17 protein-coding genes and 1 pseudogene are annotated in these 20,343 nt (G+C 31.5%); 5 read left to right on the top strand and 13 right to left on the bottom strand.

Translation table 11 applies throughout. The features are described from left to right. The first annotated feature begins 244 nt into the window (after positions 1 to 244). Both fbpA and LC076_RS01035 read left to right on the top strand, forming a co-directional pair. Positions 245 to 403, top strand: coding sequence for a Fur-regulated basic protein FbpA (gene fbpA, locus LC076_RS01030; protein ID WP_226665491.1), 159 nt, complete (start codon positions 245 to 247; stop codon positions 401 to 403). Positions 404 to 748: 345 nt separating this feature from the next. After that, positions 749 to 889, top strand: coding sequence for a hypothetical protein (locus tag LC076_RS01035; RefSeq protein ID WP_226665493.1), 141 nt, complete (start codon positions 749 to 751; stop codon positions 887 to 889). 431 nt (positions 890 to 1,320) lie between these two features. Here LC076_RS01035 and LC076_RS01040 read toward each other — a convergent pair whose 3' ends face one another. The 10 genes from LC076_RS01040 to LC076_RS01085 all read right to left on the bottom strand — a co-directional run bounded on the left by LC076_RS01040 (position 1,321) and on the right by LC076_RS01085 (position 12,840). Then, on the bottom strand, positions 1,321 to 2,301 hold the full coding sequence (locus tag LC076_RS01040; protein WP_226665495.1) for an aldo/keto reductase: 981 nt from the start codon (positions 2,299 to 2,301) through the stop codon (positions 1,321 to 1,323). Positions 2,302 to 2,415: 114 nt separating this feature from the next. Next, positions 2,416 to 3,534, bottom strand: coding sequence for a glycoside hydrolase family 18 protein (locus tag LC076_RS01045; RefSeq protein ID WP_226665497.1), 1,119 nt, complete (start codon positions 3,532 to 3,534; stop codon positions 2,416 to 2,418). A 40-nt stretch (positions 3,535 to 3,574) separates the two neighbouring features. Further along, complete coding sequence (locus tag LC076_RS01050; RefSeq protein WP_226665499.1) at positions 3,575 to 4,708, bottom strand: hypothetical protein; 1,134 nt, start codon at positions 4,706 to 4,708, stop codon at positions 3,575 to 3,577. Continuing rightward, the gene (locus tag LC076_RS01055; protein ID WP_226665502.1) at positions 4,692 to 6,032 is read right to left on the bottom strand and encodes a F390 synthetase-related protein; all 1,341 of its coding nucleotides are present in this window, start codon (positions 6,030 to 6,032) and stop codon (positions 4,692 to 4,694) included. The genes LC076_RS01050 and LC076_RS01055 overlap by 17 nt, the downstream gene beginning before the upstream one ends. Beyond that, a complete protein-coding gene (locus LC076_RS01060) occupies positions 6,025 to 6,876 on the bottom strand; it encodes an MBL fold metallo-hydrolase (protein WP_226665503.1) in 852 nt (283 codons plus the stop codon). Before LC076_RS01060 ends, LC076_RS01055 begins: the two co-directional genes overlap by 8 nt. Next, positions 6,866 to 7,858, bottom strand: a complete 993-nt coding sequence (locus LC076_RS01065) for an NAD-dependent epimerase/dehydratase family protein (protein WP_226665506.1) — start codon at positions 7,856 to 7,858, stop codon at positions 6,866 to 6,868. Before LC076_RS01065 ends, LC076_RS01060 begins: the two co-directional genes overlap by 11 nt. Continuing rightward, a complete protein-coding gene (locus tag LC076_RS01070) occupies positions 7,855 to 9,018 on the bottom strand; it encodes an ATP-grasp domain-containing protein (RefSeq protein ID WP_226665508.1) in 1,164 nt (387 codons plus the stop codon). The genes LC076_RS01065 and LC076_RS01070 overlap by 4 nt, the downstream gene beginning before the upstream one ends. Next, on the bottom strand, positions 9,008 to 9,997 hold the full coding sequence (locus tag LC076_RS01075; protein ID WP_226665510.1) for a beta-ketoacyl-ACP synthase III: 990 nt from the start codon (positions 9,995 to 9,997) through the stop codon (positions 9,008 to 9,010). The genes LC076_RS01070 and LC076_RS01075 overlap by 11 nt, the downstream gene beginning before the upstream one ends. 322 nt (positions 9,998 to 10,319) lie before the next feature. Next, on the bottom strand, positions 10,320 to 11,510 hold the full coding sequence (locus tag LC076_RS01080; RefSeq protein WP_226665513.1) for an EAL domain-containing protein: 1,191 nt from the start codon (positions 11,508 to 11,510) through the stop codon (positions 10,320 to 10,322). A gap of 85 nt (positions 11,511 to 11,595) precedes the next feature. Continuing rightward, positions 11,596 to 12,840, bottom strand: coding sequence for an MFS transporter (locus LC076_RS01085; protein WP_226665515.1), 1,245 nt, complete (start codon positions 12,838 to 12,840; stop codon positions 11,596 to 11,598). A gap of 204 nt (positions 12,841 to 13,044) precedes the next feature. Between LC076_RS01085 and LC076_RS01090 the strand changes: the two genes are divergently transcribed. Further along, positions 13,045 to 14,823, top strand: a complete 1,779-nt coding sequence (locus tag LC076_RS01090) for an ABC transporter substrate-binding protein (protein ID WP_226665516.1) — start codon at positions 13,045 to 13,047, stop codon at positions 14,821 to 14,823. Positions 14,824 to 15,153: 330 nt separating this feature from the next. Here LC076_RS01090 and LC076_RS01095 read toward each other — a convergent pair whose 3' ends face one another. Together LC076_RS01095 and LC076_RS01100 are read right to left on the bottom strand one after the other, a co-directional pair. Continuing rightward, positions 15,154 to 15,324 carry a hypothetical protein gene (locus LC076_RS01095; RefSeq protein ID WP_226665518.1) on the bottom strand — a complete coding sequence of 57 codons (171 nt, stop codon included), beginning with the start codon at positions 15,322 to 15,324 and terminating at the stop codon, positions 15,154 to 15,156. 13 nt (positions 15,325 to 15,337) lie between these two features. Next, positions 15,338 to 16,519 carry a DUF418 domain-containing protein gene (locus LC076_RS01100; protein WP_226665520.1) on the bottom strand — a complete coding sequence of 394 codons (1,182 nt, stop codon included), beginning with the start codon at positions 16,517 to 16,519 and terminating at the stop codon, positions 15,338 to 15,340. A 147-nt stretch (positions 16,520 to 16,666) separates the two neighbouring features. Between LC076_RS01100 and LC076_RS01105 the strand changes: the two are divergent. Both LC076_RS01105 and LC076_RS01110 read left to right on the top strand, forming a co-directional pair. After that, positions 16,667 to 17,377 (top strand): annotated as a pseudogene (locus tag LC076_RS01105) (response regulator transcription factor). Further along, positions 17,374 to 19,122, top strand: a complete 1,749-nt coding sequence (locus LC076_RS01110) for a sensor histidine kinase (protein ID WP_226665522.1) — start codon at positions 17,374 to 17,376, stop codon at positions 19,120 to 19,122. The pseudogene LC076_RS01105 and the gene LC076_RS01110 overlap by 4 nt, the downstream one beginning before the upstream one ends. Positions 19,123 to 19,340: 218 nt before the next feature. Here the strand turns inward: LC076_RS01110 and LC076_RS01115 are convergent, their stop codons facing one another. Further along, positions 19,341 to 20,105 (bottom strand): DUF3891 family protein, encoded by a 765-nt coding sequence (locus tag LC076_RS01115; protein WP_226665524.1) that lies wholly within the window; start codon positions 20,103 to 20,105, stop codon positions 19,341 to 19,343. Positions 20,106 to 20,343: the final 238 nt, after the last annotated feature.

Consider the following 20,343-nt stretch of genomic DNA (forward strand, 5'->3'; position numbering starts at 1 on the left):
CATGGAAGAAAAGGCATTTGACTATTGTGATTTTAGTTAACCTTACGAGTTTTTGGTTTCCTTAACTGGTAATTTGTTAATGAGAGTTGGACGATTTCGTTACCACCTAGGTTAAGAATTAATAAAGTTTGAGAAAGATTTATTTTTTATCACTTAACTTTCATTTTCAAGCTCCTTTTATTGACATTTTACAGGTAATTCTTTATTATTATATTGTAAACGCTTACAAATTAGAGGTGATAGCATGTCTTATGTTACTAACTTAATCAATACTTCAAAAGTAAAGATCATTGATGCTCTCTTACTTAACAATATATATAAAATGCCTGATGGAAGACAATTTTATGAAGCTACAGAGCAAGAACTCGAAAGTGTCCTTAACACACACAATCAAGATCATTAATACGATGTGACCACAGGTTAGACGCTCCAGTTCTATGCTGGGTAGCTTCTGACTTTTTTTATTCCGTCTCTACAAAGCATTGTTTTTGAAACACAAAAATCACTAATAATTCCTTGTTTAAAAAGCATACTTTCTTAATAATAGGCTATCTTAAAAATAACTTTTAATTAATAGAAATTTTGTGTGCAACGTCTTATGAAAAACCCGAAAGTTTGCCTTCTTCACTTTTTGCACATAAGAAAAAAATACTTTTTCCCTAGAATGTGAATGTTTGTACCTGTATCACCTTTAAACAGAGCTAATAATAAAAACGAACAATAATAATTTAGAAAGTGGGTAAATGATGTGAAAAAGGACGATAACTGCATTGAAGAAGAAGATTACATAAGTCATATGTTAACTGAACAAATAACAAGAATATGTGTAACAGAAGAAGTTGAAGCTATACGCGAAGAAAATGGACAGAATTCTAAAAAGAAACCATAATCACTTACTTTTCCAAGAAGATTTGAAAAACACATACAATATAATAAAAATGAGGCTGGGAAATAAGTATTAAAGCTAATGAAAAACCCGAATTATTAGGTGATATATCAATTAATCATTCGCCTAATAGTTCGGGTTTTTATTTTTTGTCTACAATAGATTTTTTGATTTTAGAAACCACTTTTAAGAACTAGTGGAATGTAGCGGAAGACATTTGACTCCTGCGGGTTCAGAGGAAAGGCTGAGACCCCACAGGCGCTTGCGCCGAGGAGGCTTAGCTTCCTCCCCGAGGAAAGCAAATGTCTGCAGCGCAATGGAACGAACTTGTTTCTTTCAGCTTAACTGAATTTAGATTTATTTGTCTTTTTGTAAGACTTCTTTAATTATGTCCCAATCTCTTTAGTACATCAAATCGACTGGTGATTACTCATCTATGGCATTTTATGACCACGAGCAGTTGTAAATAATGAATACCACTCTTCACGAGTCATTTCCTTTGATATCTGAACTGCTTCACCACAATTATTAATACGCTCTGGATTTGTCGTACCGATGACAGGCTGAATGATTGCTGGATGGCGCATTAACCATCCAAGAACAATTGCTTCTTTCGTTGTGTTCTTTTCATCGGCCATTTGTTTAACCAATTCAATCGTTTTGATATCTGCTTCTGATAAGTTTTCTACCTTTCTTCCTGTGTACATTCCGTTTGCTAATGGTGACCATGCTTGTATTTGCACATTTTCTAAGCGACAGTGTTCCAAAATTCCATCTGCAAAATTCATTTCATTTCCTGCTTTTTGATTAACTAAAATCCCTTGTTCAACAAAATCATTTCTTTTCAAACTCATTTCTAATTGGTTTACAATCATTTGCTCTGGACTGTAAACATCTAAAAATTTCATTTGTGCAGCTGTCATATTAGAGACTCCGAAATGACGCACTTTTCCAGAAGCTTTTAATTCTTCAAATGCTTCTGCAACCACCTCTGGTTCTATCAGTGGATCTGGACGATGCAATAATAAAATATCGATGTAGTCAGTATGTAGTCGATCTAAAATTCCATCAACAGATGTTAGAATATGTTTTTTTGAAAAATCATAACGCTGTGGACCTAATTCATCCTGAAAGCGGATACCACATTTTGATTGAATAACAACATTTTCACGTAATGATGGTCTGGTCTTTACTATTTCTCCAAAGACCTTTTCAGCTTTACCCATAGTATAAATATCTGCATGATCAAACATTGTAATTCCCGCAGATTGAGCAGCATCAATCGCTTTTTCCGCCTGAATTATATGTTCATTTGTAATTGGATCTGCATTCCATCCACCACCAAAGCCCATACATCCTAAAATAATTCGGCTATCTGTTATTTCTCTTTTTTTCAAAGGCATAATTGATTTCATGACAATTCTCATCCTTTTTAAAATTATTTTTCTAATAATACATTGTATAGACTATACTAATTAGTCAGCAAAGAAAAGCCATTATGTTTAATTGAATTTCCCTTATTATTCAAACTACTGATCCACAATATCCTTATATTCACTATCATAAATCTCAGCTATTACGTTCATTAAGCTTTGGTCACCTGGTGCATCATGACCAATTTCCCATATCATCATACCACCCAAACCGTTTACAATTGCTAGTTTTGTTTTCCTTTTAATTGTTTTTGTACCATTATAATGGTAGATCATTTCGTTAATAATTGCTCGATCTTGATCTGAATTAGTGACATCATGTGCGATGATTTCATTATAAGCTAATTGAGTCTCTGTCTCTTCTTCTGGTTGAGCATAAAAAGGAACACCTAATACAAGTTTATTTCTAGAAATCCCTAGTTCATCAAACATATTTGTCCAGTAACTAACAATATCATGTGTAAAAGAAAAAGGTGACAAAAAAGCTGCATCATATTCATCATCCCAGTGTCCATCATAAGCCATAATGTTTACATGATCGACAAACTTGAACATCTCTGAATCATATACAATACTTTTAACTTCCTCACCTGTCACACTGTTCACTTTTGAATAAACAGCGATGGAAAGTTCTTTGTCTTCACCGTGAAGTTGATTACTTAAATCTTTGATAAACGAAAGTAAATGAGCTGCATCTTCTGATGAGCGAGGATGTTCAAAATCAATATCAATTCCATCAAGATTATGTTTTTGTGTTATTTTCATTAATTCGTTGATAAGCTTTGATTTTGAATGATCTTTTGAAATGGCTTCTTTAAAATAATCATACGAAGTTCCTCCTTCAATATGATACCAACCACCAACTGCAAGGAAGACTTTTGTGTTTTGTTTGTGTGCTTTTTTTGTTATTGTTTGTAAATTTGTATATGCAGCTTCTCCATTCATAAGAAGCTCACCATTACTTGTTGGATGTGCAAAGGAGAAAATAATATGAGTGAGTTCTTTAATATTAAGTCCAGTTGGATCACGAAAGTCTTGCACATATCCTATTAACTTTGTTCCACCTTTAACTGGTTCCTCTTTTGTCATGATACGATTAGAAGGATTCGACTCAATTTCTGATTCATTTGTAAAACTTGAATAAAATATACCTGAGAATACACCTACAACAAAGATCAGAATACTAATGGAAAAAGTTAAATGTTTATTCTTCAATAACTTTCCCTCCTGTTATTCATGATGATATTTCTTTCACTCAAAATTCTTTTTTCTTTGCAAGTGGCTCAACTATTTTATCCATAATAAGCTTTACCATTCCCCAAGACCATTTATGATAAAATGTTAAATGATTTTGATAAAAATAGGTATATTCAATTTCTTGAATTGAGCCACGATTTCTTTTAAATTCACCTGCACCAGCACTACGATTCCCTATATATTTATTTTCAATAATTTGCTTCGTAATAATAAAGGACAATACTCGATATAATCCTTCGCTTTTTTTTCTAGTTGTTTCATATCCTAATATAGGTGTTGTTAACACATTGTTTCTTATTAACATTCCTACTACTCCTAGTAATTTCTCATTGTTATATAGTAGCTTAAAGGTCAATAATTGTTTTCGCAAGGCATTTCGATAATATTCCATTGTAAACTTGGGATTATTAGCTGAATATTTTTTAATATATAATAAAGTGTATAAATGTTGAATTGTCTCAATATCTTCTTCTTTTGCATCTTTCACTTCATACCCTTTATTTAGAATTAGTTTTTCATCTTGCGCAAGTATTTTTCGCTGTTTGACAGATAAAAGCTTATTTTGCTCAAATAGGTAGATCGAACGTGACATCACCTTTTTATAGCCTATATGATTTAAGTTCTCAATTAATTGCTTATGTAAACTCATGTTGATCGAACGAAATAAAATTGTGTGCTGCTCGAATCGTTTAACTAAAAAATCCGTTATTTTCTTTAATTGATCATAAGAAAGTGTTGTCTCTAATAAGTTTGTTGATAAAAACCAATTGTTAACTACAACAACTTTATTAATATTACTTCTCTTCAAAAGCCAGCCTAAACCATCAATTGCAATCGATAAACACGCCTCAAGCTGCTTATTCTTAAGGTCCCAAAGCTCTTCCTTTGCATAGCTGATATAATGAGTATAAGGTGATGCAACATATGAATTCTGAAACTGAGTTTCATTCACAGATAGAGGAAGAATAAGATCATCAACTTCAATTAGGAAAAGATCTGCTTCGACATTTTCGATAAAGTTTTGTATTCCTTGCTTCATTAATGGCTCAAAATAATTTTTGATTAACTGGCCATCCTTTTTTCCTACCCAATTAATCTCATTCAGTGAGTTTTTATCATAAATTTTTATCATGAGATACTTCCTTTATGACATTTTCAATTCGTTTCCGCTTTTGATCTGAGGGTATAAGATTATATGGAAGAAAGGTAAATGAAGGAATGGTTAAATCATATGATTTCCACAGCTTTTCCATTTCAGAGTTAACATCTTTCTTCACAAAGTCTATTTCTCCCTTTACCTTTAATTGAATAGTAATTTCAAGCATATCAACTTGTGTAACCTTATATTCATCAATTTGTTCTGAAGAAAACATAATAGCTCTTCTAATATAATCTGGAAATATAATACTTCTATCATTAGAATTATTTTTATATCCATAAAATAAATCATCACATCGCCCATCAATCCGGTCTAAAGCAAGAAATGGAGAGCCACATGGACATGGTGTTCTACTTTCTATTAAAAGATCATTTAATCGATACCTAATGATCGGTTGTGTTGTTCTAGTAAAATCTGAAATAATTGGAACAAAAATCCCTTTTTCCTCATTTATATATTCTTTTTGGATCGCAACAATATCTTCGTTTATATGAAGAGTCCCATGTTTACAAGTCGCTGCTAAAAATCCTTCTGTGCATTGATAAACTTGATGAAGTTTTTGATCAAATACCTTTTCAATAAAAAGTTGATCAATATCTTCTAACACTTCAGCGACTGATACTATTTTTAGAGGATGAATTTTAATAACCTGTTGTTCTTGCCATTCAGCAAGTAATCGTAAAAATGAAGGTGGTGCAATAATAATAGTTGGCTGAATTTCATTTAATTTTTCTTGATGTGTTGAAAATTCAGCTAATAAATCAAAATAATGAAATGAAATTCTTCCATTCTCTGTTGAATTATATAAATTATTATTTGCTCTTAAAAAGAAAGCTATTTTATGACGATCGAACAAACTTCCAGGTAATAATTTTGCTAAAACTGTTCCAACCCACTTTGCTGTTTCATCATCACTTATTAAAAATAACCCTCTGTTGCCACTAGTACCTGAGGAAAGCCCAATTGAAATATCCTTTATTTTTGGAGAGAAATCTCTTGTTCTTTCTGCTTCAAACGCTAATGTAAAAGCTTGCTGCTTATTAATATTAGTAGTGACTAATTCATCAAAATTGTCCATCATATCCTCTTTTGAGATAGTCGGGAGGCTTTTCCAGGTCATATCAAGAGGTTTCATTTCGTCTTTATATAACCTTCTATAAAAAGAGGAATGCTTTATGACAAATGATAGATGTTTTTTCATTTGTTTTTGTTGATATGCTTCTACCTGTTTACGAGATTTAAATCTTCTTGCATACTTTGTTAATACATATTGTTTAAGAACCTTCAGTTTATTCATATACATATCCTCTTCTTGCAAGATCTGCTGATTTTTCACAATGTGTAGGCAAGATATCAATTTCTGGAGCTTGCTTAGATAATTCATGAAGATTCTTCACATTTTCCTTGTATGAATTCACATCTTCGATTAATAAATGAGCTATTTTATGTGGTAAAATCATTTTTTCATACGCTTCACTTACCCAAACTGCATCAGCACAAAGTAAAACTCTTTTACCGCTTGGAAGCTGAACAAAAAGTCCAGTTTGACCAATCGCATGACCTGTTAAATCGATTGCTATAACGGAACTGTCACCAAAAAGATCTATTCCTTTATTGAAAGGTCCATAACGATTATCTAATTGAAGGAATGTAGATTCATCAAAAAAACTCATTCTTTTTTCAATATCTTCAGGTAATAACTCGAGTAAACATCCCTTCGTTAAAGCTTTTACTTTTGTTAATCCACTTATATTGGTATAAGCCTTCTTAGAAGTTAAGATATTAGCTTTGGGGAAATCCTTCAATCCCCCAACATGATCACCATGAAAATGGGACAATATAATTGTTGAAATCTCATTTGCATTGATCCCATCTTTTTCAAGTTGATTTTTTATTGATTGATTTTCCAAAAAATAAACAGGAGTCAATTTCGAATAAATGGAGTATGGAAAATATTTTGTTTCTTGTAAAAAATGTGAAGCATAACCTGTATCAAACAACATATATCCTTGTTGAGAATGTTTCAGTAAAGCAACTGTAGCTGGAAATTTGATTGACTTTAAGTTTTTCTTTGGGTTCACGATTTTTTCTGGATGTGTACAATATCCACATTCATATAGTTTCAATAAATTAATTGGCATTTTGTTTCCACCATTCTATAAAATCTTTAGTTCCTTCTTTTATGGAAACAGCTGGTTTATAACTCAATTCCTCTTCTGCCTTTTTAATTTGAAGTGTTTGAGATTGTGATAAAACACTTACTGTATATCTTGTGAGGATTGGCTCTTTTCCACCTAAAAATACCTTTGAACTATATTCTAGAAATTGTGCAATAATCATGGCTTTTTTATAAGATATTTCTTTATAAGTGAAATTTTTTCCTAATTGATTCATAACCTCTTCAATGATCGAATATAAATTTACACGTTCACCATTTGTTATATTGTATTTTTGACCCAATGTTTCTTTAGTAGACGTCATGCATAAAAGCATAGCATCGACCACATTTTCGACATAAGTTAAATCAATCTCGACATCTCCACTACCTATTTTAGGGAACATCCCTTTTTCACATACTTTAATTAATCTAGGTAGAATTGCGTTATCACCAGGACCAAAAATTGCTCGCGGTCGTATTGTAATTGCAGCAAGTCCATCTTTAAATGCTTTATCCACTTCAAGTTCAGCTAAATACTTCGTTTTCGCATAATGATTAACAAACCTTTTAGGTAACAAATCAGTTTCAGTAACATTTCTTCTTTCATCAAAGTAAAAAGATATACTTGGTGTAGATACATGAATAAGTCTTTCTACCCTAGCCTTTCTACAGCCCTCTATTACATTTTTAGTCCCCTCAACATTAGCTAAATAAAATTCTTTGTATTTTCCCCATGGTGATGACAATGCTCCACAATGGAAAACAAACTGTTGATTTTGACATAATGAAATGATTTTATTACGATCTTCTAATGCAGCCATTTTATATTGAACTCCATTACTTTGTAGAAATTCTCCAATTTTAGAATTACGACCAATTCCAGTTACATTATAGCCTAATGATACAAGACGGATCGCTAATTTTTGACCAAGAAAACCAGTTGCTCCTGTAACTAATACGTTCAAGTGATTTCACCATCCCAGCTTATGTCAGTTGTTGATTGTGTAAGCATTGTTTGTTTATTTCTTTTACTTTCTGTCCATAAATGAAAAATGCTAATGAATTGATAAAAATAAGGAATTATATCACTTTTTCGATAAGTGATATCTTTATATGTAATAAAAATGTGAAGCCATCGTTTAAACGTTTTCATTGAATGAATTTGCTTTACTCCATATATTAGCAAGCCAACTTTAATTGCTTCCTTTGTCTCACATTTCGGATATAACATTTCTTTATCATGCTCTACCATCACATCAACTAACTCAAAATCAAATAAATGTATCCCACTAGTTGCTCTAGGATTACATTCAATTGGAATCGCTAGATTATGTTCATTCACAATATAGTCAAAAGAAATTTGCCCAGTAAAATGCAGCTTTTCTACAATTAATTTAACAAATTGTTCAATATCAGGCCTCTTATGATGTTTAAATGAAAGTGTTGCACCTATCCCTGCAGAAAATTCAGTTTTATAAACGGTATGAGCAATTACATTCCCTTCTTTTGCTATTGAATAAGAGCAATATTGCTCGCCTTTTATTCGTTCTTGTACAAGCCAATTTGAATGTAAAGAAACATCACTTGGCAATTCACTTATAGAATTTATAAATACAACAGAATCTCCAAACCTTGAAAAAACTCTTTTTACAACTAATTCACCTTTTGCCTCTTTTTCTAAAGCTCTTTGAGTTTCTTCCGTGATCAGCCAAGTTTTTGGAACCTTGAATCCCATTTCCCTTATAAAATTCATACATTTATATTTATCATGTAACAGAATCAGTTTTTGAATGTCATCAATAAATACATCACAATACTTACTTAGCTCCTCACGATATTGTGAAAGATAAAAGATTTCCTCACAAGTTGGAACCAAAAAACTTATTTTTTTCTGTTTAATTATACTCTTTAGTTCCTTGATAAAATGTCCTGTCTGATATTTAGGCGATGGTAACAAAAAGAATTCACATATGCTTTTAGATGTCTTTGTTAAAGCATAAGAAACACTATCAGCTGCATATACTTCATAACCTGCTTTATGGAATAACCGACATAAATGAAGACTTACTGGAGCTCTAGCACCTGTAATTAGCACTGTTTTCTTTTTCGAAAAATCAGTATTCAAGGATCATTCCTCCAATAGATAAACCGGCTGAAGTCCCTAGTAATAAAACATAATCCCCTGTTTGTATTCTTTTTTGCTCAACAGCTTCATACAACGCCATAGGAATGGATGCTGCAATCATGTTTCCGTAGTTTTCAATAATACTCATAAAACGATCTTCTGGCACACCAAGTTTCTTTCTAATGATTTTCATTGCAGATGCACTAGCTTGATGAGGAATGACAAGGTTCATTTCAGATATGGATAAATTCGTATTCTCAAATAAGCGATCTAGAAATGATGGTAAATATTTATAAGATAATTTAAAAATCGCCCTTCCATTCATATTAAATAAGAAATCACCAGCAGTATTTTCGTTATAATTTCTAGGATGAATTTTAGTACCTCCACCTCTTATTTCTGAAAGATGGGCACCTTCACTATACGTTTCCATATGTGATGCAATAATTCCAGCTTTATTAGTAGATTTTGTTAAGACAACTGCCACTGCTCCATCACCAAACAAAATACTACTTTCCTTTTGCTTCCAATCCAAACCAACAGAAGATATTTCTGCAGAGATGATTAACACATTTCTATATTTTCCTGCATCAATTAAAAATGAGACCATATCTAAAGCAGTCACAAAGCTTAAACATGTAGAATTGACATCAAAACATGGAATACCTGAATTCTCAAGACCGAGTTGCTTTTGAATTAATGAAGCATTACACGGAATGGCTTGCTCTAAGGTCCCACTTGCGCTAATAATACAGTCTAATTCAGAAAGTGTAAGACCTGCTTGATCAATAGCCTGTTTCGCTGCATTAGCCCCCATAAATGAAGCTGTTTCACCATCTACAAAATAACGTTTCTTTACACCAGATTTCTGTTCGGACCACCCTTTATGTACAGAAAGCCACTGATCAATCTCATCGGACTTTACAATCTTTTTTGGTAAATAAGCACCTATCCCAATTATCTTTATATGTCTTTTCATGACAGTGCACCTCAAAATATAATGATATGTTTATTTAGGACTCTATTCTATTACTACAATACACGTAAAATCAGCTTTATGTAGTAGCAAAAATAGGAGGAAGTTCTTATGTCATTTTACCTCTTATTTCTAATTTGGAAAATAAGATCTTTAATAGGTTAAAAAAGTTTAAGGAAAAGACCAGAAACGTGTAGAAAGAGAGCCCCAGTTGTTTTCGTAACAAGAAAGAAAAAAAGTTAAATATAGCCAAAATAAAAAATCCCAGAGGTTAATAAATAACGATCCCAGGGATTTTCACGATTAGTATTTCTTTCATTACATATTATTGATTTACACGAATGTCGATAAAAAGATATGAAGAATCAGCCACACGATAAGAAAAGGTTTGAACAGCTTCACCTGTTTCTATATCACTATAAATGTCTGATAATATCCCTCGAGATTCTTCATCCATCCTAACTAAATTTTCAATAAAAAAAGGTCTCCAACTCCAATTTCTTCCTTTATAATCAGAGTTTAACATCCAACTATCATTATTTTTTATAGCATTTGAAGAAATTTGATATCCATGGTCATCAGTCACATATACTCTCATACAATAAGAAGCAAGATGTTCCGCAATCTTTATCATCCATCTATCTGAATCCTGATCAAATGATATTCCTTTAATAAGGGTTTCCAATTGGTTATTTAATTGAGAGGAAAGACCATATTCTGATTGGTACTTTTTACGTTCTAATAGAATAAATTCATAAATATCTTTTTTAAATCGATCTTTAAACATATTTTTTTCCAAAAATGAATGATGTGGCTTAGCTAAGAAGTAACCCTGATAATATCTTCCATTATTATTCCACGAATAATGAAACTGATCACTATCTTCTATTGCTTCAAAAAGCAATTCTGCACCGATTTTTCGGGATAACAATGCTAGAGAATACAAAACGCCATCATATGACGTAGAATGTTCTTGATTCTTTAATGCATGAATATCAACTTTTAGAATATCTGGTTCAAGCATAGCTATTCGATCAAGATTGCTAGCTCCTATCCCAACATCATCAATGGCAATTTTCACACCCATTGATTTTAAATTTTTACAAAGAGTAGCAACTTTTATCATGTCACCCATAACATTATGCTCAGTAACTTCAATAACAATTTGCGAAAGATCTAATCCTTTTTGACGAAAGGTAATTAATCTTGACATTAAATCGTCATCTTGATCTATCAGAATATGATTTACATTTACATTAATAAATAAAAGCGTCTTTTCACCATTCTGTAAAAGATATTCCAATGCCGTTGTTTGAACATAATCATCTACTTTTAAACTAAATTCAATTGGTACTGTTGGATCATGAAAAAAAGGACCTAGACTCTTTACTCCATCTTCTGTTTCTATTCTTGCTAAAACCTCATAGCCGATTATCATATGACTATCAGCACTAAAAATTGCCTGATAATAAGGCTTTACTCTACTCATATCTGTTAAAATCTCTAATGCATTCACCTAATCATCTCCGACAAAGTAGTAAAATCACATGTGAATAATTATAACATACAATGTTATCTAAGATGAATAAGCCTGACTATTTTTATAGCATTACAGACTTTTCTGCGATGATTTTTTTTAGTAAAGAAGTTTGTGTAAAAATCGGATAAGTTAAAGCAGTTAAAATTAACATAGCACCTGATAATTGCAGGGAGAATATAATAGAAAATGCCGAACCTATTACACCTCCTATAATTGTTCCCGTAAGAAGAAATAAGTTAAAGAAAGAATAAAAAATCGCTGTTCCTCTGCCTCGAATGATCTCAGGGATATGTTGAAGAAAAAGAGTGCTTGTTGGAACCATCAATACAGCATTTGTCAGTCCCAAGGTAAAACTCCACACAATTAAAAGGACAAGACTCATTTGTGAGTCCAATGTGTATAATTTATCAACGATAAAAACAAATATAATACATAAACCAAGTGTACCAATTGAGCTATATAATAATTTATAGTGAATAATTTTTTTTATTAAATAAGAACCTATAATTGCTCCACATACTGTTCCAAACGCAAAGAACCCTTCTACTAAACCAAACTCTACATTCGTTAGATGAAATACTTGCAGCAACACTGCTTTATAGTTCGTAAAAAAAACTCCTGATGAAATCATCACTGGCACTAACAAAATTATTAAAAAAAGTAAAATCGGTATTCTAAACATTTCAACTATACCTAACAATAATTGTTGTCTATAGGTATGTTTTGTGTCAGCTGCTTCTTGCCTGGTTAACACTGTCAAGGAGATAATAAATATAGAGGACAGCATATAAGAAATAGCGTCGAGAAAAAGAACAATCGTAATCGACTGAAAAGCTAGTAAAACCCCAGCAAAAATAGGTCCAGTAAACTTTATAACTGCAAGAGTTGTTTGAAACAATGCAATTCCTTCTGGTATGCGATGAATTCCTACGATCGTTGGAATGGATGCCATCCGCGCAGGTTCAAAGAATGCTGTGCCCAATCCCAGAAGACAAACAAGAAAAATTAATAGATATGGACTATCATGTGAAATCATCATACATAATAAAATAAAAAACCTGAAAATATCTGACCAAAACATAACCCACCTACTTGAATATTTTTCAATAAGCGGTCCGATCAGCGGTCCCAAAATAACTCCAGGTAACAATTGAGCAACAAACACTAAACTAATTAAAATAGGATTTGAGGTTGATGATCCTATTACAAATAATACTGCTGTTATAGTCATTGCATCTCCTAAAAAAGAAACAACTACAGCTAACCAATATCGTATATAAACTTTATCTTTTAAGAGCGCTAACATGAATTCCCCTCCTCAGGTAGCTAAATTTGAAAGTTTGCTGTGATAAGCTCATTCTAGATTCGTTCAAAGTAACTCAGATGGACGAACAGACCTCACCTTCAAGTGTCACTAATAATTCTCTTGTGTTAAAGATAAACCTGAAATAAAATGTAAAAAAGTGAAAATATCAAACTAACTTTGCACCTTTTTTTGATGGAGGACGCTATGAGACAAATTGAATATATATTGTTATTAAGAAATGCATTCATTACACAGGGAAATCATGAGGAAATTAAGATAACATCAACAGAATTATCAAAGATTTTATCTACCTCTGGAAGAAATACAAATTATTTAATTAAAAAGCTGAAAACACAGAATTATCTTAATTGGATTCCTGGCAAAGGAAGAGGAAATCAATCAACTCTTATCTTTTATCTGTCTTTTTCAGAAATCGCTAATTTATATGTAAAAGCAATGATAAAGGAAAATCGAGTAATCGATATTATTGATTTTGCACATTCATTTCTTTCAGATTTTGGCTTGCATGAGATATATACTCTTTTACATCAATCATTAGGAGCTCATATCGAGAAAATAGATTCAGAATACATTAGTACTATTAAGCTATTGATTCCACAAGAAATAAAAACATTAGATCCAAAGAATGTTACATTGTATTTTGAGGCACATCTAATTAGTCAGATTTATAACACACTTGTCCTTTTCGATGAAATGGAAAATAAACTGACACCTTCACTGGCTTATGATTGGAAAGAACAAGAAAAAGGCAAAAAGTGGACTTTCTTATTAAGAAAATCAGTACAATTTCATAATGGTGATCTTTTCACTTCAAAAGATGTTGTTTTTACATTTAATAGATTACTCAATTCACCCCATTCATCTATTTTTTCATTGCTGAAAGATATTAGAGAAATAGAAATGGTTGGTGATCATATTATTATCTTTCATCTAAAAAAAGCCAATTATTTTTTTCCTAGAATTCTTTCTTCTTTTCAATGTTCCATCCTTCACCACAATTTCCCTAATAAGGAAGATATAAATGGAACAGGCTCTTTCTTCATAAAAGAGCACTCAGAACAATTTATTCGTTTAACAGCTTTTCAAGCATACTTTCAAGAAAGAGCTTTAATTGATCAATTAGACATTTGGATGGATTCATTCTCACAACAAATACCTAATAAAATGACCGAATTACTAACACCTTCCATTCATTCACAGAAAGCTTCTATCACACATCATCAACAATTATTGGGAAGTAGATTTTTGATCTTTAATTCAATGAAGCATGGTCCATCTTCTGATCCAAATCTTCGTATGGCTATTACCCAGATGGTCAATACAACAAAAATGATTGAGGAATTAGGTGGAAATCGAATCTCAGTAGCTAAAAGCTTTCTACCAGAAATCAGCAAGACATCTAGTATTATAATACCGTCGATAGAAAGTGCAAAGAATTACCTTAAAAAAAGTCATTATCAAGGAGAAGTAATTAACCTATATTACTTTCATTTAAACGAGGGATTTGAAACCGCTACGTGGATAAAAAAGCAGGCAATGAAAATAGGTTTATCTATATCTCTTAAACCTATTTCATCTGAAGTCATCGCGAACCAACATTTACAACTTGATGCTGATATCCTTCTTTATTCATCAATCTTAAGTAAAGACATAGAATTAAGTTTATACACTCTATTCAAAAGTGAAAATTCCTTTATTAGACCATATTTAACGAAAGAAAGCTGTCAATCAATTGATGACAAACTCGAAAAATTTTCACAAAGTGAAGATTCAGCCGAAAGGAATCAAACGTTATTGCAAATTGAAAAATTCTTAAAAGATCAGTTTTCTATACTTTTTCTATACCATTCTACTAACACACTAAATTATAAATCACATGTAAGAGGAATGCAGGTTAACTCATTTGGTTTAATTGATTTCAGAAAGATTTGGATCGAACCAGATTCATTAATTGTCAAATAAGAAGTAATCAAAATACGTCATCAGTAAAACAGTACAAAAAGAAGCAGCAGATGAACAAACAAGTGTATCAGCTTTCGTTTTAACAAGGAGATTTGGGTATAATGGAAAACACTAATAATTAGGGTCTTTAGTTGCAGTTTCCCATAAATTTTATGATTATGCATACTTGATTGATTTCTATAATTTCTTTCATTATCCCCAGCTTTTTTCCATCAATAATTTATTTTTTCTATAAAAGATGAATTAATGTAAAACTATTTCCTTTCTCACCCTAAACAACAATATCTTTAACAAACAAAATAAATAGTCTAAACCTTATTTACTATACGATTATTTATCTTTTCGATAATCTGGTGCAATTATCATTCCTAATAAAACAAGTGCATAACCGCTCATGCGAAACACTCTATTATCCTCTAAATTCGTTGTTACATATAAACCGTAAATTGTTATACTAATCCCTATTAATGCGATAATAATACCAGCTGTTATTCTTTTCACTGTATTCATTCCTTTATAATTGTATAGAGTTCTCATGTTTGCCTAGTCTTTTTCTTCTAAATGTAAAATAAGTACAAATCCTTAGTAATTTTTCCAATGGTCCCACTCTAAAATGTTTTAGATACCAAGAGCTCGAAATTATTTGCAAAAGAAATATGCCTAAAGCAACAAAAATACCATTTAAAATTCCTAACTCTCCAAATTTTCCTAACCCATAGCCATAGAAAATGAAGGTACAAATAATGGTTTGTAAAAGATAATTACTTAATGAGAGAACACCAACATGTTCAAACATTCTTACAAACTTGTATTTTTTAGTTATTGTATATAAGGTAGCAAATAAGCTGATATAACCTAAGGCTAGCAGATTTCCACCAAGCATGCCTAGTACTCCACTCCACTGCCAACTAGGAATTAGAAGATTAAAGGTTTTAAAGATTAGTCCTATTGGTAAAAGTATAGAGGTTCCAATAACATAACAGACTTTTTCCTCTTCTACATTCATAAACCAGTTCTTTTTCGCTGCATACATCCCGAATAAAAACAGTGAAGCTGTTAAAAAAGGCATAAATATTATGATGAAAATATATAATTCAACTGGTATTTCAAGTGGCATTTCGTTCAAACGGTGAAATTTGATTTCTGAATAGCTTCCATTACCATATACATCTATTGTTTGAAGTACATATTCTTTCATTTGCTTTTTTTCTGCTGGTGTTTCTTCAAGCAAACCGACAAAACCAATTAACGCAGTGATACATAGGAAAATTAAACCCCAAATCATTATTGTTTTCTTTTTTCTATTTAAAAACATTAGTAGAAAGATTCCCATAAAACCATAAAACAGTAATATATCTCCTTCCCATAAAAACTCAGAATGAATATATCCTATTATCATTAAAACAAATGATCTCTTTATGAATGTTCGTTTTATTTTGATTCCTCTATACTGTAAACTTTCCTTCATTTTCACCATGGAATATCCAAATAGAAATGTAAAAATCGGCATAAAACTTCCTTCAATAAAGATTTTTACAATATAATAAAAAATCTGATCGTTTGAAGATATAGAAAAATAGTGAAGCTCATCTTTCCCCCATAGTCCGTATTGAAAAATCAGCATATTAGCCAATAAAATTCCTAATAAACTAAAACCTCTCATCGCATCTATAGCCCTAACTCTTGAATTTCTCATTTCACAAGCCCCCTTCCTCTTATACATCCACTTTACAATTTCAAGCTTTCTATAATGAAAACAGAAATTTACGATTGGATAAATTTTTACAAATTTGTTCAACTTCTGGTAAGGTTCGTGTGCTAGGATGATTGTGAGGTGACAATTATGAAGGAAATACGAATATTAATTGTGGATGATGAAAAATCAATTGTAAAAATGTTGGAAACTGTATTACGGAAAGAAGGTTTCCAATTAATAGATAAAGCTTATAACACAAAAGAAGCGTTAACTATATTAAATAAGCATAAAGTGGACATGATCATCTTAGATGTTATGTTACCAGATCAAAGTGGATTTGATGTTTTACCAAATATTCGTGAGCTCTCTGAAGCATATGTTTTATTTTTAACAGCAAGAGTATCTGATTTGGATGTACTCACTGGATTTGCCATTGGTGGTGATGATTATGTAACAAAGCCCTTTAACCCTCTAGAGGTTGTAGCTAGATTAAAGGCGTATATAAGAAGATCAACAAAATTGACTAACTTACAAGTAAAACAATCAACAAACAAATATGATTATGGACGTTTTACTTTGTTTTCTGAATCAGGAGAATTATTTGTTTAAAATGCACTTGTGCCTTGTCCTGCCCAAGTGTATATGTTGCTATTATATTTTTGTAAGCATCCAAATAAGATCTTATCAAAAACAGAATTGCTGGAAGCTGTATGGGGATTCGACCATTATGTTGATGATAATACAGTAGCAGTTCATATTCGTCGTATAAGAGAAAGAATTGAAGAAGATCCTAGTCAACCTAAGCTCCTCTTGACAGTACGTGGTCTAGGTTACAAATTGGTGAGGAACTCTTCATGAGAGCCCTAAGAAATAGACTTATATTTCATTTTTCTTTACAATTTATATGTATATCAATCGCGATTGCTTTAATTGTCGTTATTTTATTTATGATGCTTTTAACACATATTGTGAAAGAAGAGCTAAAAATGAACTTAACAACAGGTTCTCTTGAAGGAATCATCACAGAAACAGAAATTACAGATGATCGAGCTGATATTCCTGAAAATTGGTTAGCACTACTTAAAAAGAAAAATATGTGGATCCAAATCATTAATAAAAATGGCCATGTCATTGAAGGTTATAATACACCCCCTGATCTTCCTATTAATTATTCAATAAATGATATACATTTAATCGATCAAAATCAAAAGATAAAAGAGTATACCACGATTACTGAACTTGATACGACCTATGAAGATCCTTATTATTACATACTAGGGTTTGAGGATTTGCAAACAAAAAAATTACAAAGACTTTTTTCTACCTATAATGAAAATGGCACAATCCCCCAAAAGTATTTATACAAAATTGAAAAAGAATTACTAAAAAAAGAAGAAACAATTCATGTGATTGATGCTAGTGGTGATGTTATCCAATCAGTTGGAAAAAACATCTTACAATCAGAGAAATACCTACCATTAGATCTACTCACTCGAAAAAAAGCTCCTGGATTTTATTTAACTGGAACGTCATTTTATCATGATCCCAATTCTGACTTAATATGGTTACACATAAGTCCTAAAGAAAAAGAAGAAACATCCAGGTTAACAACTTTAGAACAATTTGTACTTGCAACAGTTATTGTTGGAGCAACTGTATTTATTCTAACGATATCATTATCTATATGGAATGGGTTCCGCTATGGTCAACCTTTATTAATTTTCACGAGTTGGTTAGAGCGAATGGGTAATAGACAATATGAAGAAGTGTTAACGGAAAAAGAACGAAGAAAAATATTCCGAAAAAATGGAAAAGTTCGTGTAAGATATCGATTATATCGAGAAGTTATTAATGCATTTTATGAGATGACTGAGAGGTTATCAGCTTCTGAAAAAGAAAAACAACAATTAGAAAAAACGAGAGAAGAATGGATGACTGGTATTTCACATGATCTAAGAACACCCCTTTCTTCCATGAAAGGCTATGGACATATTCTTGAAAGTGGAAATTATGAATGGTCCAAAGAGGAATTAATTGAGATCGGACATACGATTGTCGTAAAAAGTGATTATATGCAAACTCTATTAGAAGACTTCATCCTAACTTTTCAAATCAAAAACAAAGCATTGCCACTGACAAAGAAGGTAATTGATTTAAATAGTGTAACAAATCAAATGATAACAAAATTCCAAAAAGATCGTACGTTGAGAAATACTTCAATACTCTTTCATTATAGTCAAGAAACAGCTTATGTTACACTTGATAGTAAATGGTTCGAAAGAATGATAGATAATTTGATCCTCAATAGCATAAAGCACAACCCTCCAGGTGTTACGATTATAATAAAGATCACAGTAGATTTTTCTACTAATCATGTCATTTTATCTGTAATTGATAACGGAACTGGAATGGATAAAGAAACACGTGAGCAATTATTTAATCGCTATTATAGAGGAACTAGTACAGAAGAAAATAATGATGGAACTGGTTTGGGCATGAATATTGCAAAAGGAATAGCAGAATTACATCATGCAACAATAGAAGTTGATTCAGAAGTAAATATAGGTACAACTGTAAAAATCATCTTTCCATTATCTCAATGAATGATTTAGAGTATGCGTGTTGAACGTTTTTAATCAAGGCTGTTTTGTAAACTTTGTTGCTTTAACAACTCCAAGTAAACAGCACTATATAAATCATAGTGTCATCTTTTCTTCATAAGATAGTACCTATTTAGCTATAATGACAGTGTTTTCACTGCATAATTAGGTCAATTAGCAACAATCTTTCAGAAAAGAGCCTTAATCAACACGCATTTTTTTCAATAACCACTACAAATTTGTACTTGTCGAATGTTCATCTTTGTCATCTTATAAGCCTCCAATATCCCATAATCAGCTATATCTTTTTTAAGAATTTTTTTCATAGGGATTTCTACTGTAAAATCACTCTTAAATGGAAACGGATCTATTCTTATTTCTTTCTTACTATTCCACTCAACCAGAAACCTATCACGTTCAAAAAATGAGAAAGGTTGCTTAATTCCTTGTTGAAACCACTCATGAACTTGATTACCAGTAACCCCATTCTCTTGCATACAAACAAACAATGAAAAAGAATCGCAAAATTTCAACAGATTATAATGAAACAAAATTTCATCATCATGACATATTATCTTTTTTCTTAATTCCTTCTGTCTGTTTTTTTCATCTTTCACGAAACAGCTTATTTGATAATCTTCATTTATATTATTGAAAAAATTCGTATAATGAATACTACAAATTAAACCGGCATATAAACTATATTTTTGAACTTCATTTATACCTTTCGTGTAACATGTTAATTTTAGTGACTCAGGAAAATCAATAAATGAATACGGTCGAGAATAACGTTCATTCCATATTGGTGATGCATCCATTTCAATCCATGCCCGATCATGTTGTGCTATAGCTAGATATACATCTTCTTTTTTCTCAGAAAAAAGAAAAAATTCTTCTTTCCAGTTTTTTGCAAAAGAATTAGATAAAAGTGCATGTTCATGTTGTTCAGTCATCACAAAAGAAGATGGCGTTTCATAAACAATCATTTTTCTTTACCTCCTAATCTTTACTTTTCTTTGTAACAGATCTTTTAAGATAAATTTATTTTAGATAAATAACTATTTAAACAAAGGTGCTTTTAAATCTTGTTATAGATTTCCGTTACAGTCATTCACTTTCTGCTAGAAAAAACATTCACCTTAGACTAGAGGAAAACTCCTTGTGTAAACTGCGCGACAATGAAATCTCCGATGTAGCACTTCTCAATGCAGGAGTCTCATATTT

This window comes from Metabacillus litoralis (assembly GCF_020524045.1).
Lineage (GTDB): Bacteria > Bacillota > Bacilli > Bacillales > Bacillaceae > Metabacillus > Metabacillus litoralis_C.

Excerpts from the sequence above, each read along its gene's own strand:
- LC076_RS01115 (WP_226665524.1), bottom strand. The coding sequence starts at position 20,105 with ATGATTGTTTATGAAACGCCATCTTCTTTTGTGATGACTGAACAACAT.
- LC076_RS01110 (WP_226665522.1), top strand. The coding sequence starts at position 17,374 with ATGAGAGCCCTAAGAAATAGACTTATATTTCATTTTTCTTTACAATTT.
- fbpA (WP_226665491.1), top strand. The coding sequence starts at position 245 with ATGTCTTATGTTACTAACTTAATCAATACTTCAAAAGTAAAGATCATT.
- LC076_RS01060 (WP_226665503.1), bottom strand. The coding sequence starts at position 6,876 with ATGCCAATTAATTTATTGAAACTATATGAATGTGGATATTGTACACAT.
- LC076_RS01055 (WP_226665502.1), bottom strand. The coding sequence starts at position 6,032 with ATGAATAAACTGAAGGTTCTTAAACAATATGTATTAACAAAGTATGCA.
- LC076_RS01075 (WP_226665510.1), bottom strand. The coding sequence starts at position 9,997 with ATGAAAAGACATATAAAGATAATTGGGATAGGTGCTTATTTACCAAAA.
- LC076_RS01090 (WP_226665516.1), top strand. The coding sequence starts at position 13,045 with ATGAGACAAATTGAATATATATTGTTATTAAGAAATGCATTCATTACA.
- LC076_RS01100 (WP_226665520.1), bottom strand. The coding sequence starts at position 16,519 with ATGAGAAATTCAAGAGTTAGGGCTATAGATGCGATGAGAGGTTTTAGT.
- LC076_RS01040 (WP_226665495.1), bottom strand. The coding sequence starts at position 2,301 with ATGAAATCAATTATGCCTTTGAAAAAAAGAGAAATAACAGATAGCCGA.
- LC076_RS01050 (WP_226665499.1), bottom strand. The coding sequence starts at position 4,708 with ATGATAAAAATTTATGATAAAAACTCACTGAATGAGATTAATTGGGTA.
- LC076_RS01085 (WP_226665515.1), bottom strand. The coding sequence starts at position 12,840 with ATGTTAGCGCTCTTAAAAGATAAAGTTTATATACGATATTGGTTAGCT.